The 12731-nt window shown below is 58.1% G+C and carries 12 protein-coding genes and 2 tRNA genes; 10 read left to right on the top strand and 4 right to left on the bottom strand.

Going from position 1 to position 12731, the window contains the following annotated elements; all coding sequences use genetic code 11:
• Positions 1 to 552 precede the first annotated feature (552 nt).
• Positions 553 to 1002: an ATP-binding protein gene (locus H6G62_RS23980; RefSeq protein ID WP_190499911.1), complete on the top strand. Its 450-nt coding sequence runs from the start codon at positions 553 to 555 to the stop codon at positions 1000 to 1002.
• An 88-nt stretch (positions 1003 to 1090) separates the two neighbouring features.
• On the opposite strand, the gene H6G62_RS23985 is transcribed toward H6G62_RS23980, so the two are convergent.
• On the bottom strand, positions 1091 to 1423 hold the full coding sequence (locus H6G62_RS23985; protein ID WP_190499913.1) for a DUF6439 family protein: 333 nt from the start codon (positions 1421 to 1423) through the stop codon (positions 1091 to 1093).
• Between the two features lie 50 nt (positions 1424 to 1473).
• Here H6G62_RS23985 and H6G62_RS23990 point away from each other — a divergent pair, with 50 nt between their 5' ends.
• The 8 genes from H6G62_RS23990 to H6G62_RS24025 all read left to right on the top strand — a co-directional run bounded on the left by H6G62_RS23990 (position 1474) and on the right by H6G62_RS24025 (position 8396).
• Entirely contained in the window at positions 1474 to 1869 is a 396-nt protein-coding gene (locus H6G62_RS23990) for a hypothetical protein (protein ID WP_190499915.1), read from the top strand.
• Between the two features lie 164 nt (positions 1870 to 2033).
• Positions 2034 to 2115 (top strand) — tRNA-Tyr (locus tag H6G62_RS23995).
• 10 nt (positions 2116 to 2125) lie between these two features.
• Positions 2126 to 2197, top strand: a tRNA-Thr gene (locus H6G62_RS24000).
• Between the two features lie 752 nt (positions 2198 to 2949).
• A complete protein-coding gene (locus tag H6G62_RS24005) occupies positions 2950 to 3384 on the top strand; it encodes an Rrf2 family transcriptional regulator (protein WP_190499931.1) in 435 nt (144 codons plus the stop codon).
• 9 nt (positions 3385 to 3393) lie between these two features.
• A complete protein-coding gene (gene cysK, locus H6G62_RS24010) occupies positions 3394 to 4356 on the top strand; it encodes a cysteine synthase A (RefSeq protein ID WP_190499917.1) in 963 nt (320 codons plus the stop codon).
• Between the two features lie 76 nt (positions 4357 to 4432).
• On the top strand, positions 4433 to 5941 hold the full coding sequence (locus tag H6G62_RS24015; RefSeq protein ID WP_190499919.1) for an AAA family ATPase: 1509 nt from the start codon (positions 4433 to 4435) through the stop codon (positions 5939 to 5941).
• A gap of 142 nt (positions 5942 to 6083) precedes the next feature.
• On the top strand, positions 6084 to 6572 hold the full coding sequence (locus H6G62_RS24020; RefSeq protein ID WP_199325208.1) for an SH3 domain-containing protein: 489 nt from the start codon (positions 6084 to 6086) through the stop codon (positions 6570 to 6572).
• Between the two features lie 90 nt (positions 6573 to 6662).
• The gene (locus H6G62_RS24025; RefSeq protein WP_190499923.1) at positions 6663 to 8396 is read left to right on the top strand and encodes a tetratricopeptide repeat protein; all 1734 of its coding nucleotides are present in this window, start codon (positions 6663 to 6665) and stop codon (positions 8394 to 8396) included.
• 67 nt (positions 8397 to 8463) lie between these two features.
• On the opposite strand, the gene H6G62_RS24030 is transcribed toward H6G62_RS24025, so the two are convergent.
• From H6G62_RS24030 to H6G62_RS24040, 3 genes are all read right to left on the bottom strand, one after another.
• The gene (locus tag H6G62_RS24030; RefSeq protein ID WP_190499925.1) at positions 8464 to 9141 is read right to left on the bottom strand and encodes a GDYXXLXY domain-containing protein; all 678 of its coding nucleotides are present in this window, start codon (positions 9139 to 9141) and stop codon (positions 8464 to 8466) included.
• A 2-nt stretch (positions 9142 to 9143) separates the two neighbouring features.
• A complete protein-coding gene (locus H6G62_RS24035; protein WP_190499927.1) occupies positions 9144 to 10532 on the bottom strand; it encodes a DUF2157 domain-containing protein in 1389 nt (462 codons plus the stop codon).
• Positions 10533 to 10820: 288 nt separating this feature from the next.
• Entirely contained in the window at positions 10821 to 10940 is a 120-nt protein-coding gene (locus H6G62_RS24040) for a photosystem II protein Y (RefSeq protein ID WP_190499929.1), read from the bottom strand.
• A gap of 227 nt (positions 10941 to 11167) precedes the next feature.
• Here H6G62_RS24040 and H6G62_RS24045 point away from each other — a divergent pair, with 227 nt between their 5' ends.
• Positions 11168 to 12538 carry a GTPase gene (locus H6G62_RS24045; protein WP_242052253.1) on the top strand — a complete coding sequence of 457 codons (1371 nt, stop codon included), beginning with the start codon at positions 11168 to 11170 and terminating at the stop codon, positions 12536 to 12538.
• The last annotated feature ends 193 nt before the right edge of the window (positions 12539 to 12731 follow it).

The raw sequence follows: 12731 nt of genomic DNA on the forward strand, positions 1-12731 counted from the left end.
ACGCCAAGGCCTTGAGGTGTCGCAGATCCCGACGATGGCTATATTGACGCAGCAAGGACAGCACTTGATCATAGAGACAGGTGGTGGCTGGCATGGCAAAGACCCTGAGATATGCAATTCCAGCGTCTCATGTCACCTCACCTTTTCCCCCTCGCAGCACGAGGTTTCAAGCCTTTCACCCACTTCTGTCAGGCAGTCAGGGACACCGCTTTACAGAATACAAATTCAACCCAGAAATTTGCTATGGTAGAAAAGGAGCAAAGCCTGAGGCATTTTGGCCAAAGACACCCTAGACAAACCAAAGGAAAAGCAGGAAAACTTAACACATTCATATATTGGTCGGCTGATCGACTCACCCAATCCTCCTTAAAACCCTAGGTTCTAGCCTTTCTCTAGATCTAGTTGTTGCTAGGGAACTCCTAGGAAAAGGGTGTGATTCAAACGTAAGAAAAGTCAGTTCAATCCGTTTTCTGAATGGTAAATAACGTTCGTTTTGTCTGAGTGTTCGGGTCGGCCTATGAAGGTTCGATCAGCATTTTTGTGAGGTGTTGAGTGATTGCAACTTCTCCGCCCCTAAATCAGCAAAAGTGGGGCACGCTGAGCTTTGTTTCTACCCTGTATCTCCACCCCGTGTTAGATATTTTGGTAGCCGAAGTTCCTAGACAATGGCAGGCCGAGATTCGCCTAGGGCTTCAGGAAGCCCTCGTCAACGCCTCCAAACACGGCAATGGTCTTGATCCCACCAAACAGGTTTCTGTGAAATACACTACGGCTGGGGCTCAGTTCTGGTGGGTCATTGCCGACCAAGGTCACGGCTTTCAGCCTCCCTGCCGTTGCGACGATTTCACCTACGACGACTGCAAACCCCACGTCAGCGATTGCGGCAGAGGGCTGTATATTCTGCACCAAATCTTCGATCAGGTGAACTGGTGCCGTGGCGGGCGCGAACTACACCTGAATAAACGCATCACCCCCACTCGCCGTATGCCCCTGATTTACTAAGGGCTAGGCAGTGATTGAGGGCTGAGGGCTGAGGGCTGAGCAATAGAATCTTGGTCTTGGGTTAGACTCAGCCCTTAGCGAACTGAGTTTAGTTCGATGTGTGGGTATCGCGTCCCTTGGGTTGCCCATGGGTAGGACAGGGGGGGGCCGTCACGCTACGGTTCAGCCAACCGAGCGCCTGTTCGACTCTGGGGAGCGCTTCATCAGGCTTTTGGCTGAGTAAGTAGACCAACGCCGCCGTCAACTGTTCCTGGGCACGTACCGGACGGTTGCGATTCAGCCGATGCCAATCATTGGGTTTAATGGCCAAACGCTCAGCTAGCACCTGGGCTAACTCTAGGTCTGATAGCGAAGCCAGGGCCAACCGAGAATCTGGAGACGGCTGCTTTTTTGTCGCCTCGGTGGTGGTCGAAAACGTCATAGTGACAAGCCAATAGGGTTAACTAGGGTAGACCTTTCTCTCTATTGTGCATGATGAAGCCCGGTTATCGGCAAATGCGTGGCGACCACCCACACCCATCCCAGCGCGGTGCCCTAGAGCCTCCCGACCCCGACCCCATGCCCGAAGCCACCCTCACGGATCTCAGTACCCAGGCCGACCAGATCGAGGCCCGCATCCAGCACCTCAAGACCGGGATCAACAATATTCGACAACTCCAAAGCCTTGCCGCCGTCCCTCCCTCAGACCTAGCGGAGGCCCAGGATGAACTCAATCAGCTTCAGCAGACCGTAGAGGAATTTGAGGCGACCCTAGCCAGCCACCTGTTGAACTGGTCGCAACTTCAAGAACCCTTTTGGCAGGCTGTGCGCTACGGCGGATTGGGCCTCGTGGGAGGGTGGATACTCCATTGGCTGGTGCGGGGCTAGACCTGGAAAGGGGATGAATCCAAGTCGAGCTGGCTTTTTAGGATCCAGAAAGCCCCTGTCCGAAGGAATTTTCCAAAAAAATCTAAAAAATCGCCCCAAATAATTAAACCGATGGCTAAAAAGCCGCAGTCTTCCATGCTAGGATATATAACCGTGGATAGGGCGGGTCGGTGCCCGAGTGGTTAATGGGGGCGGACTGTAAATCCGCTGGCTACGCCTACGCTGGTTCGAATCCAGCCCGGCCCATCCACATTTTGCCCTTATAGCTCAGCGGTAGAGCACTCCCTTGGTAAGGGAGAGGTCACGAGTTCAAGTCTCGTTAAGGGCTTAGGTTTCGACAGTTGGGTATCACCCCTTATTCAATCTCTATTCAATTGTGCCCCGTGGGGGGGTAAGGTCAACATCCTGACTACTCCCTACTTTGTAGTATAAATCGCTACTCAATCGAGAAGCCGTCAAAGGTTTCACCCGGTTTGGGGTGAGATTGGCTAGGCTTATCCATCGTGGCCTAGGTGATAAGTTTTGCTTATCGCCGTAATGAATCGGCACGGCGGAACAAACCTATGGACACCTCGAAAAATACAAATCTTATTGAGAATGGCTACGAGATTCCAGGGGTTTCAGGCTCTTCGAGTTTGCAATAAGGCAATTAATCGAGGTGCCCCTATAGGTTTTCAAAATGCCAATCGTAAATGATTCGATTACCGCCCGACCCCTGATACGGGCCTAGGTGGTTGGCCATGGTTAACGCCCTACACATCTTCTGTAGCCCTGTCTAGGCGTGCGTAAAGTGTAGCGTCTTTCGTCCGTGATGTGACCCCAGAGGTCTTCCTAGCCTGCATAGTCGTCTGCAGCGAGGCTTGTATTTCCATGCCCAGGAATTATTTTTGAACGTCATGGGTTTCGAAGACGGCGATGCCGCAGAAATGGCGATGCCTACCGTTAAGCTCTACAGCCCCCTGCCAGATTCTCCAGGGGAATATTTACCCCAAAACCATTCATCAAGGTTTGAGAATCCTGCAAACCCCAGTGGGGAACCGGGGTATACTAGAGCCATCGCCCTTTAGCCGCACCCCTGCCGTGGATTTGTCCTGCAAAAGTGAATACGCTCTGCTGGCCTTAATTGAACTGAGTGCCCACCATGCCAGCGGTGAACCCTTACAAATTCGTCAAATTTCCTCTAAGCAAAACATTCCTGACCGATACTTAGAGCAATTGCTGGCCACGCTGCGTCGGGCGGGGGTGGTTAAAAGCCAGCGGGGGGCGAGGGGGGGCTATTTGCTTGCCCGTGAGCCCTGGAAAATCAGCCTTTATGATGTGGTGAGCTGCATCGAAGGGTTTGATGGTCAGCCCGATGCGGACAGAACCCCCGCAACGTCGGAGGCGATGGTGATTCAGGATGTGTGGGGCGAGGTGCGGCAAGCGGCAGAGGAGGCGCTACAACGGTATACCCTGCAAGATCTCCTGGACAAACGCAACGCCAAACAACAGCTCGATATTATGTATTACATCTAGGCCAAACCCATGCGCATTGCAGACAACGTGACACAATTGATCGGTCGGACGCCCCTGGTTCGCCTCAACCGCATTCCCCAGGCCGAGGGCTGTGTGGCCCAACTGGTGATTAAGCTAGAGGGCATGAATCCGTCGGCCTCGGTGAAGGATCGCATCGGCATCAATATGATCGAAGCGGCGGAGGCGGAGGGGTTGATCACTCCCGGCAAAACCACCCTAGTCGAGCCCACCTCTGGCAATACGGGCATTGCCCTGGCGATGGCGGCGGCGGCGAAGGGCTATCGGCTCATTCTCACTATGCCAGAAACCATGAGTTCGGAACGGCGGGCCATGCTGCGGGCCTACGGGGCCGAGCTCGAACTTACCCCTGGAATCGCGGGAATGTCGGGCTGTATTCAGCGGGCCCAGGAAATTCTGGATTCCCTACCCGATGCCTACATGCTGCAACAGTTTCGCAATCCGGCCAATCCCGACATTCACCGCCGCACCACCGCCGAGGAAATTTGGGCCGATACCGATGGGCAAGTGGATATCCTGGTGGCCGGGGTGGGCACCGGGGGCACCATCACCGGGGTGGCCGATGTGCTGAAGTCGCGCAAGCCTGGATTTAAGGCCATTGCCGTAGAGCCTGTGAACAGCCCGGTGCTGTCCGGTGGTCGGCCCGGTTCCCACAAAATTCAGGGGATTGGGGCCGGGTTCATCCCCGAAGTCCTCAACGTAGACCTCATCGACGAGGTGGTGCAGGTGGCCGATGAAGACGCCATCGCCTACGGTCGGCGCATGGCCCGCGAAGAAGGGCTGCTCTCTGGCATTTCCAGCGGAGCCGCCGTGAAAGCCGCCATTGAGGTAGGACGACGGCCCGAAAATGCAGGCAAACTGATCGTCGTCATCCAGCCCAGCTTTGGCGAACGCTACCTCAGTACGCCCCTGTTCCAAGATCCTGAACTGATGGCTCCCCTGGCCGTCAACTAGGACGGTAGGCGGCGGGATAGTTGGGGTTTGGCGTTAAGATGGCTAACGTTGCTTCACCGATGTCCCCTGTGCTGCTATGGGTTTTACCGAGGATTTAGGGCTACTGCTCCGCGCCCGCTACCCGATTATCTACGTGGCCACCGCCGAAGAGGAGCGGGCCGAAGCGGAAATCACCGCCAGCGCCAAGACCCAAGGAGATCGGGCGGTGTACCTGTGGGATTTTGTAGACGGCTACCAGGGCAACCTCAACGATGCGGGCTTTGGGCGACGCAATCCCTTGCAGGCGCTAGAACTGGTGGAAAAACTGCCTTCTGGGGCTCCAGCAGTGTTTATTTTGCGGGATTTTCAGCGATTTTTAGATGACATCGCCATTTCCCGAAAACTGCGAAACCTGGCTCGGTTACTGAAATCCCAGCCCAAAAATATCGTTATCCTGTCGCCCCAGTTAGCTATCCCGGAGGAACTGGGGGAAAGTATCACGGTGATTGAGTTCACCCTGCCCTCGGCGGCGGCGATTCGTCAGGAGGTGCAGCAGCTCCTGGGGGCCACGGGTACGAATCTGTCATCGACCATGCTGGATGAGGTGGTGCGCTCTTGCCAGGGGCTTTCCCTAGAGCGAATTCGGCGGGTGCTAGGCCGAGCCATCGCCAGCCACGGGGCCTTTGATGACCGCGATCTCGACTTGATCCTCGAAGAAAAGCGTCAGACCATTCGCCAAACCCAAATTTTGGACTACTACCCCGCCACCGAGCAAATTTCCGACATCGGCGGCCTGGATAACCTCAAGGACTGGCTGCTGAAACGGGGCACCGCCTTCTCCGAAAAAGCCCGTCAGTACGGCCTGCCCTACCCCCGTGGGCTGCTGCTGATCGGCATCCAGGGGACGGGCAAATCCCTCACAGCTAAGGCCATTGCCCACCACTGGCACCTGCCCCTGCTGCGCCTGGATGTGGGGCGGCTGTTTGGGGGCTTGGTGGGGGAATCAGAATCCCGCACCCGACAGATGATCCAACTGGCCGAAGCCCTGGCCCCCTGTGTGCTGTGGATTGACGAAATTGACAAAGCCTTTGCTGGAGTTGAGGGCCGCAGCGACGGCGGCACCACCAGCCGCGTGTTTGGCACCTTTATTACCTGGATGGCAGAAAAAAGCTCCCCGGTGTTCGTGGTCGCCACCGCGAATAATATCCAAGCCCTACCGCCGGAAATGCTGCGTCGGGGCCGATTCGATGAGATTTTCTTTGTGGGACTACCCAGCCAAGCCGAACGACAGGCCATCTTCGAAGTCCACCTCTCTCGCCTGCGGCCCCACCGTCTGGACAACTACGACATGGCCCGCCTCGCCTACGAAACCCCTGATTTTTCTGGGGCTGAAATTGAGCAGACGCTTGTGGAAGCGATGCACCTCGGCTTTAGCCAAAATCGCGACTTTACCACCGATGACATCCTGGAAGCCGCCAGCCAAATTGTGCCCCTAGCCCGCACGGCCCAAGAGCAAATTGAAGCGCTGCAAGCCTGGGCCAACTCCGGCAAAGCCCGCCTTGCCTCCCGTAGCGACCTCAGCCAACGCCTGAACACCAACGGCTAGCGGCGATAGCTGCGGCCCTGCCCCTAGCGACGAGAAGTGCCAATCTTGGGCGGGTGCTGTACCATTGGCAAACTGTAGGTGATGTGCTATCCCAGGTGCTATGAAAGGTTTTTTGATCGGCCTGTCGAAATTGATTTTGGGCATGGCAATTGCGCTGGCCCTGTTATCCATGGCTGGGGTGGCCACGGCTCGATATTTTATGGCCCGATTGGCGGTGCTGCCCCCTAAACCCCTCTACGGTGCAGAGGTGCCCGCATCTCCCCCCCCAGATCCTGTTGCCGCCCCTGACGCCGCCGCTGAAGATCCCGCTGCTCCTACCCCAGAAACTGTCGCTGCCCCTGCCGCTACCCCCGCCGCCGCCCCTGCGGCTGAGCCCGCTGCCGAATCTGCCGCAGAACCTGCCCCCGAAGAACTGCCGCCCGGTAGCTATCGTGCGGTAGTCTCGCAGCCCATCGGGTTAATCATTCGCTCTGGCCCTGGCACCGAGCATGGGCAGGTGGGTGGCGTGAATCACAACGCCGATCTCGTTGTCCTCGAAGAACCCGCTGGGCAGGGCTGGATTAAGGTGCGCGTTGTTTCCACAGGGGCTGAAGGCTGGGTAAAAGCGGGTAATACTCGTCGCCAAGACTAACCGTTGACGAAGCCGCACGGCGAACTCATCGTGAACCGACAGGTTATCCCTCGTCAAGCCTGGTATCCTCTGGAATAGGCCGATTGGGCCATGCTGTCGTCCTCTGGGTTTGCCATGCGGATGTTTCCTTGGGTGACAACTCGCTTCCGGCGTTGGATCAGGTCATCCTGGACGAGGGCAACCTGGGGGCTGGGGTTGGGGCTGGGGTTGGGGCTAGTTGGTGGACTGCCCGCCCAGGGTCGGGAGTTTGAATCCCTCAATGATGTTTACTATTGGGCCACCCTTTGCCGCCTTCAGCGGGACGCTAGGGAGTATGACAAAGCCCTGACCGCCTGTGAACAAGCCATTGCCCTAGAGCCCGATGCCGCCGATCTCTGGGCCTTGCGCAGCAGCGTGTTGTTGGAATTGCAGAACTATCCCGACGCGATTGTATCTGCCGACCAAGCCCTCTTTTTTGATCCGCGCTATTCCCTGGCCAGCGCCTACCTCTGCATGGGCTATGCCGGACTCAACAACGCCGAAGCCGCCCTCGATGCCTGCAACGACGCCCTCCGCATTGATGGCAACTGGGGAGACTCGTCCCCGGCGATGGCTTGGCTATATCGGGGCATCATTCTCAGCCAAGCGGGCCAGTCTGAACAGGCGGCCATTGCCCTAGAACGGACCCTGCTAGAAGATCCCGACGATTCCCTGGCCCTGGCCTACCAATGCCGGGTGCGGGTCGATCTGGGGCTGGCCCAAACCGCGATTCCCAGTTGCGAAGCGGCGCGATTGGGCAATGGTCGCTGGGGCAACGAATCCCCGGCAATGGCCTGGGCGGAGCAGGGCCGTGCCCATACCCAAATGCGAGACTTTAGCGCCGCCATTGCGGCCTACGATCAAGCCCTCGCCCTCAATCCCACCGATCCAATCCTGTGGACAGCCCAAGGGCAAATTCTGCAACAACTCCAGCGCCCCACGGAAGCCCTCACCTCCTTTACCCGATCCACCGAACTAGACGCGACCTACGCCCTAGCCCACCTAGGCCGCTGCACTACCCTCAACCGCTTGGGTCAGCACGAAACCGCCCTCGAAGCCTGCAATCTCGCCATTCAGGGGGATGGCCGCTGGGGAGATCTCAGTCTGGCCACGGCCCTCAACCAGCGCAGCATCGCCCTGACCGGATTGGGCCAATACGAAGACGCCCTGGCTTCGATTAACCGAGCGGTGGGCATGACTCCCAACGACGCCGAGGCCCACAACCATCGAGGGGTAATTCTCTGGTATTTAGAACGCTACGACGAAGCCCTTGCCGCGAACCAAACCGCCCTGGATCTCGCCCCCGAAACCGTCCGAGCATGGCTGAACCGGGGCATCATTCTGCGATCCATGGGGCGTTATGAGGAAGCCCTCTTGGCCTACGATCAAGGGCTGGAACTGGCCCCCTACGATGGCGATATTTGGGCCAACCGCAGCGTGGTGCTGTGGAACCTCCAGCGCTACCCCGAAGCCCTAGAATCGGCCAACCAGGCCATTGGCCGCAACCCCGAATCGGCCCAGGCTTGGTTTAATCGTGCCATTGCCCTCACCTCCCTAGCGCAGTGGCCCGAAGCCCTAGAGGCCTACACCCAAGTCATCGCCCTCACCCCCCAAGATGCCAGCGCCCACACGGGGCAAGGCTTGGCCCTGTTTAGACTTCAGCGCTACCCCGAAGCCATCGCCGCCTTTCAATTGGCCCTGGCCCTCAACCCAGCCCAACCCCTGGCTCAGCAAGGGATCCAAGCTTCCCAGCAGGCCCTTCAGCCGCAGCCACCACCACCAGCGGCCACTCAACCGCCAAACTAGGAGTTGGCTGAGGTGGCCGATCCGGCGTTGCCAATGTTCCTAGGGTCACGGCCTCCTGTGGCCGGGGCTAAAACCGATAGTTCGTTTCCCCTACCCACAGGCTAACGGGGACGGCATGGCCCTGACCGTCGATTTTGACCTCCACCACAAAGGACTGGGGCTGCTGGCTTTGTAGTTGGCTGATGGCTTGGTTGATGGAGTCCCGCTGATCCTCCGGCATGTAGTAGGTTTCCAGGCCGTAGAGCACCTGCCAGTTTTCGGCTCGACCCCGCAGGGCCATTTGGTTATCGGCCAAGTCCGTGGGGCGGTCTGGGCTGACGCGCACGGGCACCCAGGCGGTGGGTGGGGTGGCGGCGGCGGCAGGTTCCTCCAACACCACGTAGATCGGGCCGACAAGGTCGCGGTTTTTCAGCATCTCACCCCCCGGCAGGGTGGCGAGGTTGTCCACGTTAGACACGTCATAGCCCAGAACTTGGTAGTAGCCCCGCAGCATGTCGTAGGGATCCACCGGGGCCGTTTGCAGTACAACGGTGCGGCCTGTGATGTAGGTGAAGGCATCCTGGGCGGGGACGGCCACAATCAGCAGGGATTGGAACAGCAGCGGTAGACCCAGTCGCCACCAACCGATGGGTTTAGCCCGGGAAGGCTGGGCCAGGGGGCGCGGGGTAGTGGCAGGCTGTCGCAGGGGGATAGGCACATCCACCGGAAGATTGGGCTGAAAGTCGCGAGGAGATGGGTGGGTCATGATCAGGTCTCCGAGGGCTCAGATAGGGCGGGTCGAGGATGTTTACGGCGTTCAAACCACAGGCCAGCGGCGATGATACCCACGCCACAGGCCGCCAGGACGATGGACTTGAAGATGAGGCCCGTGTTGTATTCCAGACTGCGGCTGACGATGCCCAGCACCAGCAGCACCATGCCGCCCCAAAACGTAGATCGCTGGGTGAGGGCGAGTCCATCGCGCACCAGCCCCATGGCCAGGGTGAAGAGGAGAATATTGAAGCCTAGGGCCGTCATCACCCCTAGGTGTCCCTGACCCACCAGGAGCGTCACCGTCACCAACAGCAACAGGGCCACCAGGGCAGAGTTAATCGCCTGGGTGCGACCCCGGTGAGACAGAATTTCGTAGCGCAGTTGCGCCCAGCCCAGCCCTGTCACCACGCTCAGCAGTGCGGCATCCAGCAGCGGGGGCCAATCCCACAGCGTCGCAAAGTAATCCGATGGCGCAGGTGGATATTGCCACCAGTAATGGAAGGACAGCAGGTAAAACAGCACACTCAAAAACCAGATCGCCACCTGACGCGGCACGGGTTCAAACCAGTCCGGTTCGGTGGTGCGTTGCCAGATACGGTCGCTGTAGCTCCATAACAGGGCCGGGGGCAACACCAGCGCCACCGCCATCAGCCAGCCCTGGTGCCAAATCCAGTACAGTTGGCTATTGGTCATAAAACTGAGAGCCAGGATCAGGCCGCTAAACCCTAGCAGCACGCGGGATCGGCACCAGTAGGCCAAGGGCACAAACACCACGGCCACCAGCAGCGGCAGATGCTGAATCAGCAGTGCCGTGGTAGACCACTCTTGCCAAACGGTGGATCGGCCCCAGCTAAACACATAGCCCAGCCCGACCAGCAAGAGCGAAAACACACCCAGGGACGTGAGCCGCAAACCGTAGGCCATCGCCGCCACCCCCAGCCCCCACACCAGCAGCAACTCAAACAAATCGCCGCTTTGGTGAAACATTTGGGACATCAGGCCCAGGTTGGCCCCCAGCAACAGCGCCCCCAGCAACAGTAACCCATGGCCCAGACGGTGCCAGCGGGACGTTTCGGCGGGCTGTCGCCACCAGTAAAACCCTAGGCCGTTGACGACCAGAAAGGTCCCGAGCAGCAACGCCACCCGTACCGCACGGGGCCACACCTGCCAGTTGGCGGCCACAAAGGTGATAGCACCTAGGCCCAACAGCACCGCCCCCAGCCCCATCAAAATGGCGATGAAACGGTTGCTGGCGTCTTTTTCTAACGCTGTAAATTGGTAGCGATGGGCCAGGGTTTCGTACAGTGACGCATCAATCAAACCCTCGGCCCACCAGGTTTCGGCCTCCTGGCGCAACTGTCGCCGAAATCGTTCGGGCATCATAGACAACGCTCTCCACCCAGTCGGGATGCCCCTACTCTAGCCCGCCCCACCCTGGTGGCTAGGGCAAACGAGACAGTCTGTAATTTGGCTGAGGTGAGCGAGAAAGTCTCGTTCTGTCCACCCGCACACCCTGCATTACCGTCCGATATTCCCTCCAGAGATCGATACCAGACATCCAGGACACCCAAAAAAACACCCCTAGACAAGGCTGAGGGGCGTTGATGCAATGTATCTTTTTAAGTCTCGAACAGATTAAGTCTCGAACGGTATACGGCCTAGTGCCGCCATTTAGGCTTCCCGGTTCAGGAAGGCTTGCAGTTGGCCCAGGGCGGCCCGACCAATGTTAAACACGGCCCAGCTACCAGCAATCACGATGGGAAGTAACACCACAACAACCCGCCAATCCATAATGCCCGACCTCCTAAAATTGGGTTCGCTTAAATCGTTGTCACAATTTTCTCATAATGTACACCACTGCGACCGGGAACGAAACGGTTTGTCCGAGGGTTTCTCCGATGTTTTTTGAGGACAGAGAGCCAGGTTCGGTATCGCCCCTGGGGCGTTCGGTTTACAGGGCTCATCGCTAGCCGGAGGAAACCTATAGGATAGGGGCATCGCCATTGTCGAGGGACAGGATGACCCCAGATTCGCCTACTCCAAACCCGGATACTGTTGATTCGTCGAGTCCTGTGGTGGATCAACCCGCCCCAAGTATCAGCCAAGTCAGCCACAACACACCTCCAACACAGCGGTGGAAACATGGGGCGAAGGACTGGATGAAAGCATGGCCCACAAAGGCATGGCAGGGAGCTGCGGCAAACCTGGGGCGGCTTCGGCCTGGGCAATCGCTGACTCGCTGGTTTGCGGTGGATGATGACCAGGTGGCGGAAATTTTAGCGGCGGTGCGGGAACAACTGCCCACCACTGAGGCACTGCTGATTGGCAAACCCCAGGCAGGTAAAAGCTCCATTGTGCGGGGGCTGACTGGGGTTTCGGCGGACATTGTGGGTCAGGGATTCAAACCCCACACCCAGCACACCGAGCGCTACGCCTACCCCTCCGAAGACCTGCCGCTGCTAATTTTTACCGACACCGTGGGCCTCGGCGACCTGGGCCAAAGCACCGAGACCATTGTGGCGGAACTGGTGCAAGATTTGGAGGACAATCCCCACAAAGCCCGGATTTTGATCCTGACCGTCAAAATTACCGACTTTGCCATTGATGCCCTGCGCCAGATTGTCCAGGGCTTGCGCCGGAAGTTTCCCACCATTCCCTGTCTGCTGGTGGTCACGTCCGCCCACGAGGTCTACCCCGCTGAGATGGCCGACCATCCCGCCTATCCTCCCGACGTAGAGGCCGTGCAACGTCCCTTTGCTGCCCTTCAGGAGAGCTTTGGGACCATGGCCGATCAGGCGGTGCTGATTGATTTCACCCTAGAAGAGGACGGCTTTACCCCGGTGTTCTACGGCCTGGAAGCCCTGCGCGATGCCCTGGCGGATCTACTACCCGCCGCTGAAGCCCAGGCGCTGTATCAATTGCTAGACGAACAAACCGAAGCCTCCCGTCAACTAGGTAGCCTGTATCGAGACGTGGGGCGGCACTATATTTCCGCCTTTGCGGTAATGGCAGCGGCGCTAGCGGTGGTGCCCATTCCCTTTGCCACCATGCCCGTGCTCACGGCGTTGCAGGTGTCGATGATTGGCGTTTTGGGCCAAATCTACGGTCAAACCCTAAAACCCTCCCAGGCCGGAGGCTTAGCCAGCGCCATTGCCGGGGGATTTTTTGCCCAAATGGTGGGGCGAGAGTTGATTAAGTTTGTCCCTGGGTTCGGCAGTGTGGTGGCGGCGTCCTGGGCCGGAGCCTATACCTGGGCCTTGGGAGAAGGAGCCTGTGTGTATTTTGGCGACCTGATGGGTGGCAAAAAGCCCGATCCCAAACGCATCCAAACCGCCATGGCCGAAGCCTTTGACGCCGCTAAGGAACGCTTTAAGGATAGTCCTACCTAAAGGCCATCCTAGCTAAAGACGGTCCCAGTCAAGACAGCCCCAGCCATGCCCGCAAAACGAAGCCCGTTTAATAGGTCTCATTTTCTCAACACTCCGGACAGATTTAGGAGGCTGTGATCCCAGTCTATGCGGCGATAACCCCGTAGTTCAGGAGGGTCTGGTAGTTGGGATGGGATTGAATCAAAGTTGGCTC

This window comes from Phormidium sp. FACHB-1136 (assembly GCF_014697375.1).
Taxonomy (GTDB): Bacteria; Cyanobacteriota; Cyanobacteriia; order Phormidesmidales; family Phormidesmidaceae; genus Nodosilinea.